Source organism: Kitasatospora sp. NPDC004240 (assembly GCF_053603215.1).
Genome location: NZ_JBSGFD010000151.1, coordinates 1 through 21,548, shown reverse-complemented (window position 1 = coordinate 21,548; position 21,548 = coordinate 1). Strand labels below are relative to the sequence as shown.

The following is a 21,548-nucleotide window of genomic DNA, read 5'->3' as shown; positions in this document are numbered from 1 at the left end:
CGGCGGCCGGCGCCCGGTCGGGGACGGCCGCGAAGGCCGAACCGGCGACCGGCAGCAGGGCGAGCACCGAGCCGACCAGACCGGCGGCCAGCCGCTGGCTCCAGCCGAACGCGGGGATCCGCCGGGCGATCCGCCCGCGCAACTGCGCCGGGATCTCCAACAGGACCGACAGGGCGAAGCAGGCCCAGCCCAGCCAGCCGACCGCGACCAGCAGCCAGAGGAACAGCCGACCGTCGTCGGGGCTGGTCAGCAGTTCGCCGAGACCGTCCGGCGCGACCTCGCCCATCCCGGCGACGGCCTGCGTCCCGTACAGCAGCAGGGCGGGCACACCGACCAGCAGGGCGAGCAGGGTGAGCAGCGCGCCGAGCGCGGTGACCAGGGCCCCCATTCGGCCGCGGCGGCGCGGACGAAGGGGCACCGGGGCCCGCCCGCCGCGCGCGTGGGCCGGGCCACCGGCCGAACTCCCCGCCCTGGTCTGCTCCTTGACACGTGGCGCGGCCATCAGTCCGTCTCCGCCTTCTTGACTCCGTGGACAAGGGTCGCGCTGCCCTTGCCCCTGACCTTGCGATCCCCGAGTACGCCCAGCAGGGCGGGCCGGTAGGCGTCCTCCACCGTGATGGTGACCGCCCCGCCGTCCGCCGAGAACTCGACCTCCTTGGCGCCGAGTCCGTAGAGGGCGAGGTAGCTGTTGGCGGCCCGCAGGGCGTAGTCCCGCTTGACCGAGTAGCCCTCGCCGCGCAGCACGGCGGCCTCGTCGAGCTGCTGGCCGGCGACCCGGGCGGCCTCCTGGGCCCGCCCGTCGGTCCGCTCGACCATGCGCAGCCGGCCGCCGGCGTCGACGACCAGGGCGATCACGAACACCAGGGCCGTCGCGCAGAGCGCCACGAAGATCGAGACCGCCCCGCGGTCACCACCGCGCCCGCGCCGCCCACGGCCCGGCGGACGAACCGCCCACCGCCGGCCCGACGGCCGCCCCACCGGCCGCTGCTCCGCCGGCCGCGCCCCGCGCGATGTTCCGAGCGACATCACGCCCCCCTCCCGCACCTTCAACTCCCCACCGGCGTAAGCACGCCGCCAGACTGCCACTCCCCCGCATGCGTCTCCCCCGCGCGGCGAGCCGCCAATCCCCGCCCGGGGCCCGAACGGGGGCACCCGGCGCACTCCATCAGGCGCCCCGGTAGCGGTCGACCACCGAGGTGAAGTCGCCGACCACGGTCTTCGTCCACGGGGTGCTCGGCCCGGCCAGCAGGTCCCCCAGCGCCACCCCGCAGCGCACCGTCACCTTGACGGTGGCCAGTTGACCCGCGGGGGTGGTCAGTTCGCCGTGCTCCAGCTTGACCTCCAGGTCACGGCAGCTGACCCCCTGCTGCCGCAGCGTGGTGAGGGCGGTGTCCCTGGCGAGCTGCGGCATGCCGTCCACGCTGCGGGCCAGCGAGGCAGTCCGGGCCGCGGACCGGGCCGCCGCCTCCACCGTGCCGGCCGTGGTCTGCACCCGGCCGGCCATCACGGCGGCCAGCACCAGGCCGACCACGCCCGGGGCGACGATCGCCGCCTCGATCGCCACCCCGCCACCGTCCCGGCGCCGCGCGTAGGGCCGGCGTGCGAAGGGCCGGCGTGCGAAGGGCCGGCGCACGCCGGCGGACCCCGGCCTCATGAGCCGCTCCCCGGCGGTGCGACGAACCGCTCGCGCGGCGCCTGCGCGTGCTGCTCGATCTCCGGATGGGGCAGCAGCGGCAGCAGGAAGTGCGGGGTCACCCGGACGCTGACCCTGATCACCTCGGCGGTGCTGCCGGCCGTGCTGACGCTGTAGTCCTCGACCTCGTCGACGCCCTCCCGCCGCATGAAGTCCTCGGCCTGCCGCTTGGCGGCCTCGTTCTTCTGCTGGTCGGTCAGATCGCGCCCCTGCACCCGCCCGCTGTCCACGCCCTCGCGGGCGGCGGTGAGCGCGACCTGCCGGGCGTACCACCACATGGAGGCCTGGACGACCAGCAGGACGAGGCCGATCACGACCGGGAAGACGATGGCCAGGCTCAGGCTCATCGCCCCCCGGTCGCCGGGACGGCGGGCGGAACCGTCCGCACGCCGACGGGGTCGACAACTCACGTGGCGACCGATCCGCCCGGGGCCTGCTCCTCGACCTTGCTGACGACGCGGTTCTTCAGCGCGACGATCGCGGCCACCACCGCGCCGGCCACCACGACCAGGGCGATGATCGCCAGGGCGAGTTCGATGCTGATGGCGCCGCGGTCGCCGCGGGCGCGGGCGGCGCGCAGCCGGCCGAGCCGCAGGGTCAGCAGCAGCACGGCGAACTGGACGGGCAACAGGGTCGGCCGCAGCAGTCGGCCGACCAGGGGTGCGAGGCGGGGGACCATCGTGGACTCCAGGGGTGTGGTGAGGACGCGGGAACCGCTCTGGACGGGGACGACGCTCAGTTGAGCATCTGGTGGAGCGCGGGGAAGATGATCAGCACGGTCATCAGCAGGGTGAGGGCGGCCCCGGGCGCGACCATGCGTTCGCTGTCGGTGTTGGCCCGCGCGAGGTCCTCGGCGAGCAGTTCCCCGCGCAGGCCCTTGGCCCGGGCGCGCAGCGTGTCGTACACGGCGGCGCCGTCGGTGCCGGACAGCCGCATGATGTCGGCGACGTCCTGCAGGGGGGTCAGGCCCAGCTCGGCGGCCAGCGTCTCCAGGCCGTCCCAGGGCGGCAGCCGGTCGGTCTCGGCCCGCTCCAGGGAGTCCCGGATCCGCCGGAAGACCGTGCCGCGCCCCACCGAGGCGGCGCGCCGCAGGGCCTCGGCCGGGCCGCAGTCGGCGGCCCGCTCCATCGCGACGAGCTCCAGGTAGGCGGCGATGCCGTGCAGGTACTCGGTGCGGGCCTCCTTGGCCTCACCGCGCACGATGCCGTCCGGGACGAACCAGAGCAGGGCGGCGAGCACCGGCCCGACCACCAGCGGCAGCGCCACCGGCAGGTCGACCTCGATCAGCAGCGCCACCACGGTCAGGTAGGCGGGCAGCATCAGCCCGATCACGGCGAACAGCAGCTTGTGCGCCATGAACCGGGCCGGGCTGCGCCCGATCAGCGACAGCTCCCGGTGCGGGATGCGCACCCCGCGCAGGCCCAGCGACTGCTCGCCGACCCGGTCGAACCAGCGCGGCCGCTCGTCCGGGTCCGGCTCGCGCCCGCTCGGGGTGCGGTGCAGCCGGTCCAGCGCCTGGCCCAGGTCGGGCGGCGCGGGCCGCAGTTCGGAGATCAGCCAGGCGAGGCCGCCGGCGGCGAGGGCGCCGGCCAGCACGGGCCACGGCGAGATCATCGGACCTCCCCGGACATCGGGTCGGACGCCTCGGCGCCCTCCTCGGACGGATCCCTGCGCACGGCGCGTCCGCGCGAGGTGCGGCTGCGCCGGTCGGGCTCCAGCAGCCGCGGTACGGGCGGGTGCGAGGCGAGCGCCCGCATCCAGGCGATCACCGCCACGAACAGCGCGGCGATCACCGCCAGCACGATCTGCCCGAGCACGGTGCTGTACGGCGCGGTGTAGCCGGTGTTGAACGAGCCGATCACCACGACCAGGGTGATGATGCCCACCAGCCAGCGGATGGTGGTGCGGTGCTTGGCGCGGTCCGCCTCGATGGTGCGGCGCTGGCGGACCTCCTCGCGCACCGACTCGGCCATGTCGGACAGCGCCCGCGCCAGGCCCGGGCCGCTGTCGCCGGCGCGCAGCAGCAGCGCGGCGAGCACCTTGTCGGCGGTGGCGTCGGCGAGGCTGTCGGCGAAGGCCCGCAGCGCGTCGTCGGGCCGCCAGCGGGCCTGCATCCGGGCGGCGAGCTCGCCGATCTCGGCCTCCAGGGCGACCGGCGCGGTGCGGCGGCTGGTCACGATGGCCTGGTTGAGGCCGACGCCGAGCAGCAGCACGTCCGCGATGCGCTGGGTCCACTCGGAGAGCGCCTCCAGCCGTTCGATGCGGTGGGTGTCGGAGCGGGTGGTGTCGAACAGCCAGGGCAGGCCGAACACCCCGAGCGGCACCAGCAGCGCGGTGAGCGGGATCGCGGTGAACAGCCAGGCCAGCGGCGCGCCGATGAGCGCGAGCGGCAGCTGCACCCGGCGCAGCCGGACCACCCGGGCCGAGGCGGTGCCGGGCGCGCCGTACCAGAGCGTGTGGAGCCGGCCGCCGAGCGGGTTGGCCGGCTCCTCGTCCTCGCTCTCCTCGCCGCCGAGCGCCCAGGTGACCAGGGCCACCAGACCGCCGGCGAGCGCGAGCCCGGCCAGCACGTAGAGCAGCATCACCGGGCGCCACCGCCGATCCGCAGGTGCAGCGGGCCGGACCAGCTGCCGTACCGGGAGCCGAGCAGCGAGGCGTCGAAGCCGGCCCGGCGCAGGTCGTCCAGGCAGTTCGGCGGGGTGTGCGGGACGGCCCGCGGCTCGCCCAGGTCGGGGCGCGGCCCGAAGACCGTGTTGAGCGCGGGGCGGCCGTGCTCGCCGAGGCCGGCGACCTCCAGGACGTGCGAGACGAAGCGGTGGCGCCGGCCGCCGACCGCCGTCTCGTCGACCATGGCGACGTGCACGATCAGGTCCACCGCGTTGGCGGTGAGCCGGTAGGCGAGCGCGTCGGTCATGTGGGAGCCGTACTCCAGGCAGAGCTCGGCGATGCGGTCGACCACCATGTGCGGGCCGCGCGCGTGCAGGGTGCACATCGAGCCGCCCTCGCCGTTGGTCATGACGCGCAGCATCGGGACGACCTCGCCGGAGCGGACCTCGCCGACGATGATCCGGGAGAGGGTCATCCGCAGCGCGGCCGGGATCAGGTCGCCGATCGTCAGCTCGCCGGCGATCCGGCCGTCGACGCGCTCGCCGTTGCCCTCGCGGGCCTCCATCGGGACGACCTGGCGCAGGTGGCCCAGGGTGTGCAGCCAGAGCTCGAACTCCGACTCCAGGGTGCCGACCCGCTCGTCCGGCGGGATCTCGGCGGCCATCGCGCGCAGCAGGCTGGTCTTGCCGACGCCCTGGGTGCCGGTGATCATCACGTTCTTCCGGGCCCGGATCGCGGCGGCCAGGAAGGCCGCCAGGGTGGAGTCCAGGGTGCCGAGCCCGACCATCTCGGACAGCGTCGCGGAAGCCACCCGGTGGCGGCGGATCGCCACGTACGGGCGCGGGGTGACCTCGGTCATCGCCTGGAGGCGCATGCCGCCCTCCAGTCGCAGCGCCAGGGTCGGGCTGGCGGTGGAGAGGCTGCGCTCGCCGCCGCCGTGCTGGCGGGCGAGGTCCTGGAGCAGTTCGACGAGTTCGGCGTCGCTGTCGGCCACCGGCGGGACCTGGCGCAGCGGTTGGTGCACCCGGGAGATCCAGACGTCGTCGCAGCCGTTGATCAGGATGTTCTCGATCTCCGGGTCGTCGAGGTACGGCTGGAGGCGGCCCGCGCGGAACAGCAGGTCAAAGACGGCCTCGGCGAGCGCGCGGTCCTCCTCGCGGGTGGGCGGGATGCCGTGGGTCTGCGCGTAGGCGTCGGACCAGCGGGCGACGGCCTCCTCGATCAGCGCCCGGCCGCGCTGGCGGCGGGTGGCGCCGTCCGGCTCGGTGCCGGAGGCAGAGGTCAACCGGGTGATCTGCTGGTGGAGTTCGGCCGCGACCTGGCGCTTGAGCTCCCGGGCGACCTGCGGGTCCACGGCCGGCCGGGTGCCGGCGGCGCGCACGGCCGGCGTGGGCAGCACGGAGGGCACGGCGGTGGGCGTGGCGGCTCCGGAGCCGTTGACGCCGGGCACACCGGCGCCGGGCGCCGCCGGGGCCGGGGCGGCCGGGGTGGTCCACGGCAGCGCGGCCGGGTCGGCCGCCGGACGTTCGTACAGCGGGCTACCGCGCACGGAGCACCTCCCCGTGGGCGGCGTGGCCCGGTCGCCGGTCCTGGCCCTGGGGTTGCGGCTGGGTCTGGTCCTGCGGAGGCGTCCGGTCGTCCGGACCGCCGGTCCCGTACGGCCGGACCGGCCCCGGCTGCACGTACCCGGGCTGCACATACCCGGGCTGGACCGGACCGGGCTGGACGTACCCCGGCTGCACGTACCCCGGCTGCACGTGGTCCCCCTGCGCGTGGGCCGGGAACGGCGCGGGCGCGGCCGGCTGCGGCGCCAGCCCGGCGAGCGGCGCGACCGGCCCGGTGACGATCACCGGCTGCGGCGGCACGGGTTGCGGCGGCACCGGTTGCGGCGCCGAGGGCCCGCCGGCGTACTGATGGCCGTTCACCGGCTGCCCGCCGTACGGCTGACCGTTCCACTGCGCGCCCCCGCCCCCGTAGGGCTGGCCGCCCTGCTGCGGGCCGGACTGCTGCTGGCCGTACTGCTGTTGCGGACCCGGGTACGGCTGCCCGACGGCCGGCCGCGCATCCCCTGCCGGGAGTCGGTGGTCCGCCGGGATCGCCGCCGGGGCGAGCCGCTGCCGCCGCCGGCGGACCAGCGACTGCGCCTCGTCCGCCGCCGAGCGCGCGGTGCGCATCAGCTCGGAGCGGATGAAGCGGCGGTCGGTGATGTCCCCGCCGTCGGAGAGCACCCGGGCGGTGCGGGTCGCGTACGGCAGGGTGCCGAGCACCGGCAGCGCGAACTCCCGGGAGACCTCCGCCCCCGAGTACGGCCCCTCGGCGACCAGCAGCAGGCCGAGCGCGTCCGGTCCGGTGCCGGCCGCCGCGAGGTCCTCGGTGAGCGCGGTCAGCCGGGGCCGGGCCGAGCTCAGCCCGCGCAGGGTGGTGCGCACGGTGGCGGCGACCACGTCGGCGCGGCGGGCCAGCACCGCGCTGGAGCCGGTCGCGCCGGAGCGCCCGAGGTCCAGGATCACGTCGTAGCCCTGCGGCTCCAGCCCGTGCAGCACCTCGACCAGGGGCTCCCAGGTGTAGGCGAGGCCGGGGGCCTGGGTGGGGTCGGTGAGGCCGGGCAGCAGCAGCCGCTCGGCGTTGCCGTCCGGGGAGAGGTCGATCAGCTGCTCCCACAGCGTCTCGCCGAGCAGCCCGCGCCGGTCGGCGACCGCGAGGTTGCGCAGCCCGTACACCGCCTCGACCCGGCCCTCCAGGGCGCCGGCGAGCACCGCGCCGCCGTCCGGGTCGCACTCGACCAGCATGATCCGGCGCCCCGGCTGCAGCGGCCAGGCCAGCAGCAGCGCCAGGGCGGCGGTGGTGGCCCCGGGCGCCCCGGGGCCGCCGACGACCGCGATCACCGCCATCAGGCACCACCCGCCCTGCTCGGCGACGGGTTCGGGGCACCCGCCGCCGGACCGCCGGGAACGCCCGGCACGCCGGAGGCCGCCGGGGCACCGGGCGTGGCGCCCGGGGTGCCCGCCGGGGCCGTGCCCGCCGTACCCGCGCCCGGCGCCGCACCGCCGGGGGCCGCGCCCCCGGCCACCCCGCGCGGGGCCAGCACGACCTGGATCCGTCCGCTCGCCACCCAGGAGGCCAGCCGCTGCGCGTCCGCCTCCGGCACCGCCACGTCCACCACCTGGCTGCCGTCGGTGTCGACCTTGCCGACCGTGGTGACCACCGCGCCCAGCGACTCCGGCCGCGCGCCGTTGCCGTCGGGCGTGTAGACCACCACGACCTGCGCCCCGGCCTGCAGCCTGGTCGCCGGCAGCTGCTGGCGCTTGGCGTAGACGCCGACCACCAGCTGGCCCGGCTGCACGGTGAGGGCCTGGGCGACGTCGGCCTTGAGCAGCAGCGCCCCGCGCCGCAGGTCGGTGCTGGCGCGCATCCCGACCACGCCGTTGCGGTCGGCGGCGGCCAGCGGTTTGAGCCCCGGGTCGGTCGCGATCCGCACCACCGCCAGGTCGGCGTCGGTGAGCACCTGTCCGAACGGCACGTCGCGGGCCAGGGCCAGCACGGCCACCCGCTGCCCGGTGCTGTTGTAGAGCACCGCGCCGCCCAGCCCGCCGGCGGCTATCAGCGCCACCGACATCGCCAGCACGGCCGGGCGCCGCCGCCTGGCCCGCAGGGTCCGCCCCGGGGTGACCGGTGTCGCACGGCCCTGCTCGGGCACGGCGGTCCCCGGCATCTTGTTCGTACGGATCTCCACCGGGTCAGGGCCTCTCACGTGTGGTCAGGACGGGTTCTGGGGTCGGTGGCGGCCGGTCCGGGCCCGCCGCCGGGTCGGTGACGGACGGTCAGTTGAGGACCTGCACCTCGGCCACCTTCAGCTGGAAGTCGGTGGTCGCGCTCTGGAAGAGCGGCCCGATGGGCTGGTTGCCGCTGCCGCCGGAGACGGTCGAGTCGATCCGCCAGTGCACGGTGACGCTCCCGGAGAAGACGCCGTCCCGCTTGGTCGCCGAGCCCGTGGTGAAGACGTAGCCGCAGTCGGGCGACCTGGCGGCGCCGTACTTGGCCTCGTACGGCGTGCCGGGCGTGTGGCAGGTGACGGTGCGGCCGCCGCCGAGGTCGAGGTCCCAGACCACGTCGATCAGCTTGGGGGTGGCGGTCACCGCGATGGTGTTGCCGTGGACGGTCCTCGGGGCGGGCACGGTGGGGCCGCCGCGCTGGTCGAGCCAGAGCCAGACCGGCACGCTCACGACCAGGGTGCCGCTCGGCGCGGTGACCGGCACCGGCTTCGGGAAGTTGATCTCGCCCTTGGCCTTCCTGGCCAGGGCCACCGGGTCGTCCGGCGGCGGGCCGGCCGGGGCGGCGGCGAAGAACTGCAGCTCGGGGGCGCTGATCCCGTCCGCCGTGTTGCGGCAGTTGACCTCGTAGACCGAGCCGTCCGTGGGCCGGTGGCCGCCCCAGGCGGGGTCGTCGGCGCCCGGCTGCGGATCCAGCCGCTTGTAGTAGCAGCCGGTGGCGTTGCTGAACCAGCCGACCTCGGGGTCGTGGCAGGGCCACTCCTTGCCGTTCCAGCTGCAGAGCTGGACCCCGCCGCCACCGCCCCCTCCGCCACCGCCGCCCGTGCCGGGTCTGGTGCCGGTCTCGCCGGTCTCGATGCAGATGTCGGTCATCCGGCAGTGGTTCACCTCGCCGGTCGCGGTGGGCGCGGGGTTCGGCCCGTCCGCCGCCACCGCGGGCACGGCCGGGGAAAGCACCATCGCGACCAACAACGCCGTACGCACCGGGATTCGCGCCATCGGTTTCAGCACGTCCGGTCCACCTCCCGCTTGAAGTCGTAGATCAGCCAACGAGCTTCGAACATTCGCAGTGAAGCGGTCACGATGTAGCGCGTCAGCCGCTTCTCCGGGTCCTTTACCGCACGCGTGGTGGCATCGGCCTGGTGCCAACCGCTGACATCGAGGCAGTCCTCGATCACCGCGGTCCGTGGATCCGCCTTCAGATCAAGTGCCTTCAGCACCGGGGAATTCCGTGGAGACCCGATCATCACCAGATGGGAGTCATGAAGCTGCCTCAGATTGACGAGCGATCCGCGCAGGGCATTCCCGGAGGAGTACGTCTCCAGCGCGCCGCCGTCCGAATCGGGCCGGCCGAAGGCCTCCGTCTGCGCCTTCCACCAGTCCTGATAGGTGGCCAGGACCACACGCCCGGCGGCCCCTTCGGGCCCGTCGGCGGGTACCGTGCCGCCTCCGGCGGAACCGCCCGGAACGGCGGGCGCCCCCACCCCGGGAACGCCGGGCGCGGCGCTTCCCAGCCGGTCCACGGAGGAACCGCCGTCACCGGCGGAGCAGGCGCTCAGGAACAGCATCGCCAATACCGCCCCGCCGGCCCCAACCGCCCCAGGGCGCACCACATTTCCGCGCTGCCGCATCGCCCCACCTCGTCGCGACCGACCCGTTCGTGGGCTGTGGTCGTCAGAAATATCCGCCGCCCCGCCCGTACTGCCGTGCCGGGCATCGATTCTTCGCCAACCCCGACCCGCTCGGCAACACCCCGGGCCCCCTGACCTTACGCGGAAGGCGGATCCGTCGGGGCACTTTCCCGCCACAGAACGGCCAACAGTTCTTCAGAAAGCGACAATCCGGCCAATGCACCCCGGACGGCGGCGCGATTGCGCATCAACAGGCGCCCGCCCTGCGGCGGTACGAGCAGGCGCGCGCCGGTCTCCCCGTCGGCGCAGGCCGCGGCCACGGCGGGCTGGAGCTCCGGCGGGCCGACCGCCGCCGGGGCGCCCGGGACCCCCAGCCGGAGCACCTCGGCCAGCGCCCGGCTGAACGACCCCTCGCCGCCCGGCAGGACGGCGTCCCGCCCGCGTCTGCCGGCGGTGTACCTCCCGACCCGGCCCCACAGCGGGACGCGCGAGTAGCTGAGCAGCTCGCCGGCGCCGTCCTCGCCCCCGCCCCGCTCCAGCGCGGCCCAGGTGTCGCGATCGGCGACCGTGTCCACCAGCAGCAGGCACTCCTCCTGGTCGCCGTGGACCATCGCGCTGACCACCCAGTCCCAGGCGAGCCCGCGCCGGTAGGCGTTGTCGGCGGTGGAGCCGCCGGTGACCAGGGCGAGCCGGCGGCCGCGCGGGTCGGCCACCAGCTGGCCGAGCAGGCAGACCACCAGCCACCGCCCCGGTGTGCGGGCGGCCTCGCGGACGACCGTGAGCATGGTGTTGGCGTCCGCGTCGGACGGGACCACGGTCACCCGGCAGCCGGCCGCCCCGGCGTCGAAGCACATCCCGGGCAGCACCTCGGCCAGCAGCCGGGCGCCGTCCCCCGCGAGCGCCGAGCCGCCGAAGCCCCGGTCGGGCCCGCCGTCCGCGCCGATCACCACCAGATCGACCCCGCTGACCATCCGCACCCGCCCCCTCCTGGCCGGCCCCGGCACCGGGACCGCCGCTCCGTGCCACCGCGGCCCGTGGCGGGCCCGCGGGCAGGCTACCGCCCGGAGGCACCCCGGACGGGGCTCCCGGCCTCCCGCGCAGGGACGTTGGGCCCTATCGGCCCGCCCGCCGGGACGGCACGATCGGACGTATGGACCGTGACGACCGTGTGGAGCCCCTCGGCGAGGCCGAGTGCCTCCGGCTGCTCAGCACCGTGCCCGTCGGGCGCGTGGTGTACACCGAGCACGCCCTGCCGGCGGTGCTGCCGGTGTCCTTCGAGGTGGCGCCGGACGGGCGGCTGCTGCTGGCGGTCCGCCGGGGCAGCACCACCTCCCGGGCGCTGGACGGCACGGTGGTCGCCTTCCAGGCCGACCTGCTGGACCCGGTGACCCGGACCGGCTGGAGCGTGCTGGTGCACGGCCGGGCGGACGTGGTGCGCGACGCCGAGCAGTACCGGCGGGCGCTGCGCTCCGGGCTGCGCCCGTGGGTGGGCGATCCGGACCCGATGTTCGTCGCCCTGGTGCCGGAGCTGGTCAGCGGCCGCCGGCTGTTCCCGGTCGGCCGTGCGGCGCCGCAGCACTCCTGACCCGGCCCACGGCACTCCTGCCCCGCGCCGGCGTACCGGGCCGCCCCTCCCCGGGCGGCCCGCGCCGCGCCGCCGGACGGCCTCCGCGCTGCCGTGCCCCCTCCCGTGGTGACCGGCGGGTAGGCATACTCTGCCTCTGCCCGAGTCCCCGACGCCCCAGGAGCACGCCGTGACCGCCTTCGCCTCCCTCGCCGACCTGACCGCCGCCGTCGGCACCGAGCTGGGCACCAGCGAGTGGCACACCGTCGAGCAGTCGCGCATCGACCTGTTCGCCGAGGCCACCGGCGACCACCAGTGGATCCACGTGGACCCGGAGCGGGCCAAGGAGAGCGCGTTCGGCTCGACCATCGCGCACGGCTACCTCACCCTGTCGATGATCCCGGTGCTGGCCAAGGAGTGCTACAGCGTCGAGGGCGTGCGGATGGCGCTGAACTACGGCTCGGAGAAGGTGCGCTTCCCGGCGCCCGTCCCGGTCGGCACGGCGGTGCGGGCCACGGCCGAGCTGGTCTCCGCCACCGAGGTGTCCGGCGGGGTGCAGGTGGTGGTGCGGTTCACCATCACCAGCGCCGCCAGCGCCAAGCCGCACTGCGTCGCCGAGACGATCACCCGCTTCTACCACTGACGGGGCCGGCGCACCCGGCGGCGGACCCGGACCTGGTGAGCGGGCCCCGCGTACGCCGAACGGCACGCCCGGGCCTGCTCACCAGGTCCGGGCGTCGCACTGCGAGTAACCTCCGACCAGATGGTCGTCGTACCGCCACTTTCGCCACATCGGTTCGTCGGCGACGGGTACGCGCCTCGGCATGCCCGGTAGCCGAAGAATCCCGTCCCTGGAGGTGCCGTGCCCAGCCCCTGGTACTCCCGTGTCATCGGCCCGACCTCGCAGCTCTCCACCCCCCCGGGACGAAGCACGGCCGCCGTCCGGATGCGCTCGGCGTGGCACCGGGTGCGCACCGAGGCCTTCGGCGCCGACCCCACGGGCGAGCGCCTGGCGCGGATCCACCGCTCCCCGCAGTTCGCCGACGGCGCCTTCCGCAACCCCGTGCCGACCCGCCGCCTGGTGTACGAGCGCAGCCCGCTGGAGATCACCCGGGCCCAGCTGGCCGCCGACAAGCGCCGCCGGGCCCCCACCGCCGCCGTGCCGCTGCACCGGCTGCGGCCGGTCGAGCTGGCCGCGCCCGCGGCCTCCGGACTGCGGCTGACCTGGCTGGGCCACGCCACCGTCCTGGCCGAGCTGGACGGCCGCCGGGTGCTGTTCGACCCGGTGTGGGGCGAGCGCTGCTCCCCGTTCGGCTGGACCGGGCCCAAGCGGCTGCACCCGGTGCCGGTCCCGCTGGGCGAGCTCGGGCCGGTGGACGTGGTGGTGGTCTCCCACGACCACTACGACCACCTGGACATGGCGACCGTGCGCGCGCTCGACGCCGGCGGCGCGGTGTTCGCCGTCCCGCTCGGGGTGGGCGCGCACCTGGAGCACTGGGGGGTGCCGGCCGGACGGATCGTGGAGCTGGACTGGTGGGAGTCGGCCGAGGTCGCCGGGCTGACCCTGACCGCGACGCCGGCCCGCCACTACTGCTCGCGCGGCCCGCGCACCAGCTCGCTGTTCCTCTGGGCGTCCTGGGTGGTGGCCGGCGCCCGGCACCGGCTGTTCCACAGCGGGGACACCGGCTACTTCCCGGGCTTCGCCGAGATCGGGCGCCGGCTGGGGCCGTTCGACGCGACGATGGTGCAGGTCGGCGCGTACAGCGAGTTCTGGCCCGAGGTGCACATGACCCCCGAGGAGGGCGTCCGGGCCCACCTGGACGTGGGCGGCGGGGTGCTGCTGCCGATCCACTGGTGCACCTTCAAGCTGGCCCCGCACCCGTGGGAGGAGCCCGCCGAGCGGGTGGTCGCCGCGGCCCGGGCGCTCGGCGCCCGGACGGCGATGCCCCGCCCGGGCGAGCCCTTCGAACCGGCCGACCCGCCGCCGCCCGCCCTGTGGTGGCGCGCGGTGGCCGCGCTGCCCCGCGGCGCGGACGTGCTGGTGCCGGACGGCGTCCCGGCCCGGCCCCCGGCCGCCCCGGCGGGCACCCGCCCCGAGACCGCCGAGGACGACGGGGTCACCGTCTGAGCGCCCGGCCCCTCAGGGGCGCCTGCGGGCGGTCTCGACCAGGTCGACGGTGGCGCGCGGGTCGGCCACCTCCACGATCAGGCGGCGGTAGCGCTCGTCGGCGAGCTCGATCACCACGGCCTTCGCCGGGTTCCTGACGTCCCAGAAGATCCACTCGCCGCCGGAGCGGAAGGTGCCGGCCGTGATCAGGCCGGGGAAGTGCGTGCCGCCGACCTTGACGCCCTTGGACTCGCGGGTGATCCCCGGGTCCAGGGTGGCGCCGCGGACGTTGCCGAGCGGTATCTCGATCCGGCTCTTCACGGCCCAGAGCCGGTCGAGTCCCTCGATCTCGACGACGAGGGTGGAGTCGGTGACGCTGACACTGGCCATGCTTCCTCAGCTCTCCTGTCCGGTGGCCGGTGACGTCCCGGCCGTCGTTCCAGCGGTGGGTACGGCCGGCCGGCCCGCGAGGGCGAGGACGGCCGAGGACGGTACGGCGACCCCGGCCCGGGCCCGCAGCCGCAGACCGAGGACGGTGGCGCCGAGCGCCGCGGCGGCCGGTCCGGCCCCGGGCACCGCGCCGATCGCCCGGTCGAGGGCGGTGAACCCCTCCTCGACCAGGGCGGCGACCTCCTCGTCCGCGGCCGCCCGTTCGACGGCCGCGGACAGCAGCAGTCCGGCGGCCGCCCCGCCGTCGAAGCCGCCGGCCGCCCCGGCCAGCGCGGCCGGCAGGTCGGGGGCGGCGGCGAGCGCGGCGGCGAGCGGCAGGACCTCGTGGTCCAGGTGACGGCGCAGCGCGGCCAGGTAGAGGCCGCGTTTGCTGCCGAACACCTTGTAGAGGCTGCCCCGGTGCACACCGAGGCCGGTGACCAGGTCGTCCACCGAGGTGCCTTCGTACCCCCGGGTGGCGAACAGCCCCGCTGCCGCCTGGATCGCCTCGTCCTCGTCGAAGGCGCGTGGTCTTCCCATGGGCACGACCGTACGGGTTTAGGAACGGTCAGTCAAGAACGACCGTTCCTAAACCCGCGAGGCCCGTACGCCGCCGCGCCCGTACGGCCCGGAGCCCGTACGCCCCAGCCCCCGTGCGCCGCCGGGCGGCCCCGGGATCAGCCCTCCAGCACCTCCCGCAGCACCCGCGCCTCCTTCACCAGCCGGCTCGACCCCGGCCGCGCCGCCGCCCCGGCGACCCCCTCGACCGGCCCGCGCGCCCCGCTGCGCCGGGCGCAGTCCACGGCCACCGCGACCACGTCACCCAGGCCCCGGTGCGGCTCGCCCGCCAGCAGCCCGGGCAGGGCGGCGGCCAGCACCGACCAGACCGTCCCGTACGCGCCGGTGTCCGCCGCCGCCCGCAGCGCCGCGCCCAGCCGGGCGGGCTTGACGGCGCCGAGCCCGACCAGCTCGGCCAGCTCCCGGCCGAGCAGGGCGCCGTCCAGGTCGCCGCGCGCGGCCAGCACCAGCAGCGCGTCCACCGCCGCCGCACGGTCCTCGGTGTGCCGCGCGCCGAGCCCGTACGCCAGGGCCAGGTGCAGCGCGAGCCCGGCCGGGCCGCCGGCCTCGGCGAGCACCGGCAGCAGCCGCGGGGCGCCGCGCCCGTCGCGGTCGGCCGCGTCGGCGAACCAGTCCAGCCAGCGGGCGGCCAGCTCCTCGCGGTGGTGGGGCAGCATCGCGGCCCAGTGCTCGGTGGGCTCCCAGGTCCAGTCGTTGTGCATCCGGGCCCGGGCCACGCTCGGCCGGGATTCCGCCAGCAGGGACAGGAAGCGCGGGTCGAGCCGCTCGCCGGCCGGGCCCTGCGGGCCCTCGCCGATGCCGGGCTGGGCAATGACGACCCGGCGCAGGTCCTCCCACCAGAGGCGCGTGTGATCACGGCCGGGGCGGCGCGGGCGGGTCGGCGCGAAGTCCACCCGCTCCGACTCCTGGGCCGGCAGCCCGCCCTCGCGCAGCCAGGCCGCCACCCGGCGCCCGGCGGGCGATGCCAGCCGGCCGACGGTGTCCAGGGTCGCCGGGTCGGCGGTCGGCGCGACCCGCAGCAGCGCCGCGTTCAGGTCCGCCTCGCCGGGCCGGGCACCCGCCGCCTCGTACACGGCCAGCCGCTCGACCAGGACGGCCGGCGCCAGCGCGCCGGTGGCGTCGGTGGGGGTCGCCAGCAGCAGCGGCGGGCGGTCGGCGGTCAGCCGCCAGGCGGCCTCCTCCAGCCGGGCCGCCAGCACCTTGCCGTACACCGTGACGTGGTTGAACGGCGAGCCGCCGCTGCCGGTGAGGGCGTCCCACAGGTGGCGCACCGGGAGCAGCCCGGCCGCCGCCGTGGCCACGTACAGCACGTCGCGCGGGCCGCACTGCCACCAGCGGTGCGCCGGGTTCCACGGGTGGACCCGCAGCACCGGCCGGAGCGCCTCGGCCAGCGCGGCGCGGTCCCGGTGGGCGTGCCGCACCAGGCCGTCCAGGGTCCGCTCGAAGGCCGCCACCGTGGGCGATTCCTCGGCCAGCAGGGCGGACAGCTCCTCGGCGACCTCCTCGGGCGTGCCGAGCGGCTCCCCCAGCGGGCGCGGCACCGGCGCCGGCGGCAGCAGCTCGCCCTCGGGCTCCTCGGTGCCGTCCCCGCCGACCTGCGCGCCGAGCAGCTCGCCGGCCCGCGCGTGGTGGGCCGGGTTCAGCCCCTCGGCGGCGAACCGCAGCTCCGGCAGCACGGCCTCGCCGGCCTTCCGCAGGTGCCGCGCCACCAGGGCGAGCGCGCGCTCCTGGAGCCCGGGGTCCGGATGCCCGAACGCCTCGGCGGCGGCCAGCACCACCGCGCCGGCCCGCTCCGGGGAGCGCCGGGCCGCCTTGTCCAGCAGGCCCAGCTGGGCCCGGACCAGCTTCTTCTCGGTACGGAACAGCACGGTCGCCGAGGCCTCCGACAGCAGCTCGGGCTCCACCGCCCCGGCCTCGTCCAGCTCGCCGAGCACCTTCTGGGCGTGCCCGGCCACCACCGACAGGCCGTCCAGCATGGCCATCAGGTCGCGGGCGCGGGCCGCGTACTCCTCGGCCGTCGGCGCGAGCGCGGTGAGCGTCTCCAGGAAGATCCGCTGGTCGGCCGGGCGGCCGCCGCGCAGCAGCCGGGCGAGGCAGCCGTCGAGCAGCTCCGCGCGGTCGAGCACGCCCTCGGCGGCGAGCGTGGCCACGGCCCGGTGCCAGGTGCTCTCCGGGGAGGCGGAGCTGTGGTGGTCCAGCAGCCCGGCCTCGGCCAGCCCGAAGACCCGCGGCACCACGGCCGGGGTCAGCGGGTCCGCCCGCAGCCGCTCCACCAGCGGGACGAACGGCGCGTCGGGGACGTAGGTGCGGTGCCAGATCCGCTGCCGCAGCCACTCGCCGACGTAGCCCTCGGAGTCGGGCAGCGGGCAGCCGGTGCGCCGCACCACCCGGTCGAACAGCGGGAAGTACGGCCAGGCCCAACCGGTCCCGGCCCGCGCGCCGAGCCGGGTGATCACCTCGATCTGCCAGGCGTCGTCCTGCTGCTCCAGCACCTCCACCAGCGCCGGGTGCTGGTAGCCGCCAGACGCGAAGTCCCGCCCGGCGATCCAGGTCGCGGCGCCCGCCGCCCCGGGGTGGCAGCCCGTGCCGGCGACCAGCACGGCCTGCCGCTGCCGGGAGGACACCGGCGACCACTCCGAGCGCAGCTGCTTGCGCAGCGCCTTCAGCTCCGTCAGGCACTCCCGCCGCTCCGCCTTGCCGAGCAGGGCCAGCCGCGCCGGCACCAGCTCCGCGGACCCGGCCCGGACGGCGGCCATCAGCAGCCCGACCGCACCCGCACCCGTCCCCACCGCCGTGCTCCCGTCCCCGCCGCTCATCGGACCGCCTCCGCCCGCGCCGCCGCCGCGAGGCCCGCGGCCTCCCGGACCATCCCGGTCGCCAGCGCGTGCTTGCAGGGCCCGCGCCCGCCCCGGTACTTGGCCCACCACAGGCAGGTGCAGCTCAGCCGCCCGGCCTCGTCCACGCGCACCCGCTGGACGTGGTCGTCCACCGTCACCGTGGCGAGCGAACCGCCCGCCTCCAGCCGGACCGCCCCCGCCCCGACCAGCGCCCGGGCCGCCCGCAGCCGCGGGTTGCGCGCCTCGGCCCGGCCCGCCTCGTACGGCAGCTGACGGTGGAAGTACGCGGCCTCCGCCGCGTCGTAGCCGATCTGGCCGGCGGTGCCGAGCCGGGTCAGCGCGGCCCGCACCCGCTCGGGGGTCAGCCCGGACTGCTCGGCCAGTTCGGCGACCTCGATCCGCGGCTCCCAGGCCAGCAGCACCGCGACCAGCTCGGCGTCCTGCTCGGCCGTGCCGGTGGCGAGCGCGCCCAGCACGCCGCCCTCCCCGGAGAAGCCGCGCGAGGCGTCCGGCGACAGGGTCAGGGTCAGCCGCATCCCGGGCAGCACCACCTCCCAGGCCGAGGCCGCCGGGCCGTCGCCCGCCACCGGCCCGTAGACCCGTAGCGCGAGGGCGTGCCGCAGCACCCGCTGCAGCGCCACCAGCCGCTCCGGGCCGGGCAGGCAGACCGCGCCGGGCACCGGACGGGTGGTCGGGCGCAGCGTACGGCCGGCCGGGACCACCCACTGGACGGTCCGGGCGCCGGTGCGGCCGGCGCCGGAGCGCGGCAGGGAGCGCAGGAAGCGGACGGCCTCGGCGGCGGGCAGCTCGGCGCGCAGGTCGAAGCCGGCGGCGGTCACCTGGGTCTCGGCGAAGCCGCGCAGCCAGCGCTCGGGCAGCGGCACCTTCTTCTCCACGACCGGGCCGTCGAAGGTGGTGACCTCCAGGGCGTCCGGACCGACCGCGAGGTGCAGCGGGTCGGCGGGGCCGATCCGGGTGAGCGCCTCCCGGAGCGGGTCGTTGACGTCGACGTTGGTGGTGCCGTGGCCGATCTCGTCGCCGTCCAGCCCCGCCTGGAGCACGTCCAGGCGGGCGTAGACGCCGCAGCAGCCCGAGAAGGACTCGAAGCGCAGCCGGTCGCCGTTGGCGGTGACCACCGGGTCCAGCGAGGCGAGCAGCCGGGGCTGGTAGTAGCGCGCGGCGGCGACGTCGGCGACGGCGAGCAGCGCGGCGGCGGCCGGCGCCGGGTCGGTCAGGAACCCGGCGAAGAAGCGCGGGTTGGCGACCGCCCCGAGCGGGGTGGCGCCGCCGGAGGTCTCCAGGGCGAGGCGGCGGCCGCCGGCGTCGTCGAGGACGGCGGAGGGGCGCAGATAGGCGTACGCGTGTGCGGCTTGCGACATGCGCAGCACGCTAGGCGAGGGGACTGACAGGCCGTCCGGCCGACCGGTCCACCGGGCAGGACTGGAACAGGTTCTACCTGATCTGCCACTATGGCCCGGTGACCGACGTGAGCGAACAGCACAGACAGACGGCGGCCGGGACGCGCGGCTTCGCCGAACTGCTGCGGATCGAGCAGCTGGACGAGAACACGTTCCGGGGCCGCTGCCACGCCGGGGCGCCGATGCGGGCCTTCGGCGGACAGGTCGCCGCCCAGGCCCTCACCGCCGCCGGGCGCACCCTGGACCCCGGCCGCACCGTGCACTCGCTGCACGGCTACTTCCTGCTGCCCGGCGACCCGTCCCGGCCGATCCACTACGAGGTCGACCGGGTCCGCGACGGCTTCTCCTACGCCACCCGCCGGGTCTGCGCCGTCCAGGAGGGCGACCGCGGCCGGTCCACGATCTTCACGCTCTCCGCCTCCTTCAAGCACCCCGAGTCCGGCGCGGAGCGCCAGCGGACGATGCCCGCGGTGCCCGGCCCCGAGGAACTGCCCGACGCCTTCGCCCTGCTGGACCCGGAGGACCGGGACGGCTTCCAGCAGAGCGCCGGGTTCCGCACCCTGGACCTGCGCTTCGTCCCGGCCGACGCCCCCGGGGTGCCGCCCGCCGTCCCCGGCATGCCCGAGCAGTTCGTCTGGCTGCGCACCGGCTCGCCGCTGCCCGGCGACGACCCGCTGCTGCACGTCTGCGCGCTCACCTACCTGTCCGACCTGACGCTCGCCTCGACCGCCGCCCTGCACGTGCAGCCCAACTACTTCCAGCGCACCGAGCCGCCGCGGATGATGCTCGCCTCGCTGGACCACGCGATGTGGTTCCACCGCCCGTTCCGCGCCGACGAGTGGCTGCTGTTCGCCCAGCGCAGCCCGTCCTCCTCGGACGGCCGGGGGCTGGCGCTCGGCGAGTTCTACGACCGGGACGGCCTGCTGGTGGCCTCCGCCGTACAGGAGGCGCTGGTGCGCGAGACGGTGGTGCGCCCGCGCTGAACACCGCTTCCGGACACGGGTGAACGACGGGTGGCCGGTCGGCGTCATACTCCTGCGCGGCCCCGGGCCGTATCATGGTGCGGGTGACCAAGGTTGACCTGTCACCACGGCCGGTGGAGGCGATGTCTCCGCGACAGCTGGAACGCCGCGAATCACTGATCGCGGCCGCTCTGGCCCTGGTGAACGAGATCGGCGTCGAGCGGCTGCAGATGAAGCAGGTCTGCGAGCGGTCCGGAGTCGCCCTGGGGACGGCGTACCGCTACTTCTCCTCCAAGGACCACTTGCTGGCGGCGGCGATCGCCGAATGGCACCGGCTGCTGCTCGCCGACCTGGTGGCGGAGCTGCGCGGACCGCGGGCCTGCCTCGGGGCCACCGACCGGGTGGTGCGCTTCGTGCGCGGAGGGATGCGCGCGTACCAGCGCCAGCCCGAGCTCGCCCGGCTGCGGGTGGCCGTCGCCGCCTCCACCGACCCCTTCGCCAGCGAGGCGCTGCAGGGCATGGCCCGCGCCGACAGCGCCGCCCTCCAGGCGGTGATGGCCGAGGTCCCGGCGGCCGCCAGCGACCTGGTGCGGCACATCGTCGGCCACGCCTGGCAGGGCGAGCTGACCGCCTGGGTGACCGGCCGGACCACCCTCGGCGACGCCCGCCGCCGCCTGGAGGACGTGGTCCGCCTGGTGCTCACCCCGTACGAACCGGCCCACCCGGCGCCGTACGGGGTGCAGCAGACGATCTAGGCCCCGCCCCGTCTCACGCCACCGTGACCGGGTGCACCACCACGGCGTCGAACAGGTAGCCCTCGCGGTTGAACACCGACACCTCCGGCTGGGTGTTGCCCCGGCGGTCGGTGGCGCGGGCGCGCAGCTCGTACGGGCCGGGCTCCTCCGGGTGCCAGTCGACGCTCCAGCGCGTCCAGTTGTCGGCCCGCGGGGTGTCCCGCAGCTCGGCGGGCCGCCAGCTCGACCCGCCGTCGGTGCTCACCTCGACCCGGCGGACCGCCGCCGCGCCGGACCACGAACGCCCGTGCAGCCGGTGCCGGCGGCCCGCCTCCAGCACCGCGCCCCGGCCGAGCTCGAACGCGCTCTTGACCACCTGGGCGCTCAGCGGCTCGCCGCCGCCGGCCGGGTGGTCGGGGCCGAACAGCCGGTAGAAGTCGGTGTTCCAGGGCGAGTAGAGCGGCCCGTCGGCCACCTCGATGGCGCCCACCCACTTGATCGAGGCGATCCCCACCCAGCCCGGGACCACCAGCCGCACCGGAGCGCCGTGGTCCGGCGTCAGCGGCTCGCCGTTCATCTCGTACGCCAGCAGCACGTCGTCCAGTGCCTTGGCGACCGGCAGCGGGCGGCGCACCCGGCCCAGGTTCACCCCGCCGGTGACGAACTCCGGGTCGAGGCCGGACGGCAGCACGTCCACCGCCCGGCGGGTCAGCCCGGCCCGGCGCAGCACCTCGCCCAGCCGCACCCCGCGCCACTGCGCCGAGCCGACGCCGCCGAGGGTCCACGGGGTGCCGGGCACGCTCTGGTGCTGCTGGGTGGCGTAGAAGCCGCGGCCGTTGCCGGCGCACTCGATCAGCGCGCCGATCCGGGTGCTCGGCAGCCGCCGCAGGTCGTCGAGGTCGAACTCCACCGCCCCGGGGCCGTCCGGGGCGCCGCGCAGACCGCTGCCGAAGATCCGCAGCCGCCACCGCTCCGGGTCGATCAGCGGGGTGGAGGTGTGGTTGCGGACGAAGAACCGCTCGACCGGGATGTGCAGTCCGGTCCGCTCCCCGCCGGCCCGCAGCGCGTCCCAGCGCATCTCCGCGTTGGTGCCGCGCGGCACGAACCACTCGGCGGGCAGCGGCTTGACGATCCCGGGGACGGGCGGGGAGCGGACCGGACTGCACATCCCGGTCGAGCGGTTCTTCGTCCGCAACCACACCTCCACCCCGCTGATC

General features: G+C 76.2%; 22 protein-coding genes and 1 pseudogene. 5 read left to right on the top strand and 18 right to left on the bottom strand.

Annotated elements, in window-relative coordinates; translation table 11 throughout:
- The 13 genes and pseudogenes from ACWEQL_RS31095 to ACWEQL_RS31035 form a co-directional block, all read right to left on the bottom strand.
- Nucleotides 1-502 (bottom strand): annotated as a pseudogene (locus tag ACWEQL_RS31095) (hypothetical protein); the annotation flags it as partial.
- Nucleotides 502-885, bottom strand: coding sequence for a hypothetical protein (locus ACWEQL_RS31090; RefSeq protein WP_452153685.1), 384 nt, complete (start codon nt 883-885; stop codon nt 502-504). The gene ACWEQL_RS31090 and the pseudogene ACWEQL_RS31095, both read right to left, overlap by 1 nt.
- A 280-nt stretch (nt 886-1,165) precedes the next feature.
- Nucleotides 1,166-1,564 carry a pilus assembly protein gene (locus ACWEQL_RS31085; RefSeq protein ID WP_452153684.1) on the bottom strand — a complete coding sequence of 133 codons (399 nt, stop codon included), beginning with the start codon at nt 1,562-1,564 and terminating at the stop codon, nt 1,166-1,168.
- An 86-nt stretch (nt 1,565-1,650) separates the two neighbouring features.
- Nucleotides 1,651-2,040 (bottom strand): TadE/TadG family type IV pilus assembly protein, encoded by a 390-nt coding sequence (locus ACWEQL_RS31080; protein WP_452153683.1) that lies wholly within the window; start codon nt 2,038-2,040, stop codon nt 1,651-1,653.
- Nucleotides 2,041-2,099: 59 nt separating this feature from the next.
- Nucleotides 2,100-2,372 carry a hypothetical protein gene (locus ACWEQL_RS31075; RefSeq protein ID WP_452153682.1) on the bottom strand — a complete coding sequence of 91 codons (273 nt, stop codon included), beginning with the start codon at nt 2,370-2,372 and terminating at the stop codon, nt 2,100-2,102.
- A gap of 56 nt (nt 2,373-2,428) precedes the next feature.
- On the bottom strand, nt 2,429-3,307 hold the full coding sequence (locus ACWEQL_RS31070) for a hypothetical protein (protein ID WP_452153681.1): 879 nt from the start codon (nt 3,305-3,307) through the stop codon (nt 2,429-2,431).
- Nucleotides 3,304-4,275 carry a type II secretion system F family protein gene (locus ACWEQL_RS31065; protein WP_452153680.1) on the bottom strand — a complete coding sequence of 324 codons (972 nt, stop codon included), beginning with the start codon at nt 4,273-4,275 and terminating at the stop codon, nt 3,304-3,306. The genes ACWEQL_RS31070 and ACWEQL_RS31065 overlap by 4 nt, the downstream gene beginning before the upstream one ends.
- Entirely contained in the window at nt 4,275-5,849 is a 1,575-nt protein-coding gene (locus ACWEQL_RS31060) for a CpaF family protein (RefSeq protein WP_452153679.1), read from the bottom strand. Before ACWEQL_RS31060 ends, ACWEQL_RS31065 begins: the two co-directional genes overlap by 1 nt.
- Nucleotides 5,839-7,191, bottom strand: coding sequence for a hypothetical protein (locus tag ACWEQL_RS31055; RefSeq protein WP_452153678.1), 1,353 nt, complete (start codon nt 7,189-7,191; stop codon nt 5,839-5,841). Before ACWEQL_RS31055 ends, ACWEQL_RS31060 begins: the two co-directional genes overlap by 11 nt.
- Nucleotides 7,191-8,033 carry an SAF domain-containing protein gene (locus ACWEQL_RS31050; RefSeq protein ID WP_452153677.1) on the bottom strand — a complete coding sequence of 281 codons (843 nt, stop codon included), beginning with the start codon at nt 8,031-8,033 and terminating at the stop codon, nt 7,191-7,193. Before ACWEQL_RS31050 ends, ACWEQL_RS31055 begins: the two co-directional genes overlap by 1 nt.
- Nucleotides 8,034-8,121: 88 nt before the next feature.
- Nucleotides 8,122-9,081 carry a hypothetical protein gene (locus ACWEQL_RS31045; RefSeq protein ID WP_452153676.1) on the bottom strand — a complete coding sequence of 320 codons (960 nt, stop codon included), beginning with the start codon at nt 9,079-9,081 and terminating at the stop codon, nt 8,122-8,124.
- A complete protein-coding gene (locus ACWEQL_RS31040) occupies nt 9,075-9,638 on the bottom strand; it encodes a hypothetical protein (RefSeq protein ID WP_452153675.1) in 564 nt (187 codons plus the stop codon). Before ACWEQL_RS31040 ends, ACWEQL_RS31045 begins: the two co-directional genes overlap by 7 nt.
- 200 nt (nt 9,639-9,838) lie before the next feature.
- Nucleotides 9,839-10,678 carry a hypothetical protein gene (locus ACWEQL_RS31035; RefSeq protein WP_452153674.1) on the bottom strand — a complete coding sequence of 280 codons (840 nt, stop codon included), beginning with the start codon at nt 10,676-10,678 and terminating at the stop codon, nt 9,839-9,841.
- A gap of 173 nt (nt 10,679-10,851) precedes the next feature.
- On the opposite strand from ACWEQL_RS31035, the gene ACWEQL_RS31030 reads away from it, so the two are divergent.
- The 3 genes from ACWEQL_RS31030 (at nt 10,852) to ACWEQL_RS31020 (ending at nt 13,393) form a co-directional block, all read left to right on the top strand.
- Complete coding sequence (locus ACWEQL_RS31030) at nt 10,852-11,286, top strand: pyridoxamine 5'-phosphate oxidase family protein (RefSeq protein WP_452153673.1); 435 nt, start codon at nt 10,852-10,854, stop codon at nt 11,284-11,286.
- A 169-nt stretch (nt 11,287-11,455) separates the two neighbouring features.
- Entirely contained in the window at nt 11,456-11,908 is a 453-nt protein-coding gene (locus ACWEQL_RS31025; protein ID WP_452153672.1) for a MaoC family dehydratase, read from the top strand.
- 303 nt (nt 11,909-12,211) lie between these two features.
- Nucleotides 12,212-13,393, top strand: coding sequence for an MBL fold metallo-hydrolase (locus tag ACWEQL_RS31020; RefSeq protein ID WP_452153686.1), 1,182 nt, complete (start codon nt 12,212-12,214; stop codon nt 13,391-13,393).
- Between the two features lie 12 nt (nt 13,394-13,405).
- On the opposite strand, the gene ACWEQL_RS31015 is transcribed toward ACWEQL_RS31020, so the two are convergent.
- From ACWEQL_RS31015 to ACWEQL_RS31000, 4 genes are all read right to left on the bottom strand, one after another.
- Nucleotides 13,406-13,762, bottom strand: coding sequence for a hypothetical protein (locus tag ACWEQL_RS31015; RefSeq protein WP_452153671.1), 357 nt, complete (start codon nt 13,760-13,762; stop codon nt 13,406-13,408).
- Nucleotides 13,763-13,768: 6 nt separating this feature from the next.
- On the bottom strand, nt 13,769-14,341 hold the full coding sequence (locus ACWEQL_RS31010; RefSeq protein WP_452153670.1) for a TetR/AcrR family transcriptional regulator: 573 nt from the start codon (nt 14,339-14,341) through the stop codon (nt 13,769-13,771).
- 137 nt (nt 14,342-14,478) lie between these two features.
- Nucleotides 14,479-17,196, bottom strand: a complete 2,718-nt coding sequence (locus ACWEQL_RS31005; RefSeq protein WP_452153669.1) for a DUF7824 domain-containing protein — start codon at nt 17,194-17,196, stop codon at nt 14,479-14,481.
- Nucleotides 17,193-18,596: an SWIM zinc finger family protein gene (locus tag ACWEQL_RS31000; RefSeq protein WP_452153668.1), complete on the bottom strand. Its 1,404-nt coding sequence runs from the start codon at nt 18,594-18,596 to the stop codon at nt 17,193-17,195. The genes ACWEQL_RS31005 and ACWEQL_RS31000 overlap by 4 nt, the downstream gene beginning before the upstream one ends.
- A 98-nt stretch (nt 18,597-18,694) precedes the next feature.
- On the opposite strand from ACWEQL_RS31000, the gene ACWEQL_RS30995 reads away from it, so the two are divergent.
- Nucleotides 18,695-19,618, top strand: a complete 924-nt coding sequence (locus ACWEQL_RS30995; protein WP_452153667.1) for an acyl-CoA thioesterase — start codon at nt 18,695-18,697, stop codon at nt 19,616-19,618.
- A gap of 83 nt (nt 19,619-19,701) precedes the next feature.
- On the top strand, nt 19,702-20,352 hold the full coding sequence (locus ACWEQL_RS30990; protein ID WP_452153666.1) for a TetR/AcrR family transcriptional regulator: 651 nt from the start codon (nt 19,702-19,704) through the stop codon (nt 20,350-20,352).
- A 13-nt stretch (nt 20,353-20,365) separates the two neighbouring features.
- Here the strand turns inward: ACWEQL_RS30990 and ACWEQL_RS30985 are convergent, their stop codons facing one another.
- The gene (locus tag ACWEQL_RS30985; protein WP_452153665.1) at nt 20,366-21,547 is read right to left on the bottom strand and encodes a sulfite oxidase; all 1,182 of its coding nucleotides are present in this window, start codon (nt 21,545-21,547) and stop codon (nt 20,366-20,368) included.
- Between the last annotated feature and the right edge of the window lies 1 nt (nt 21,548).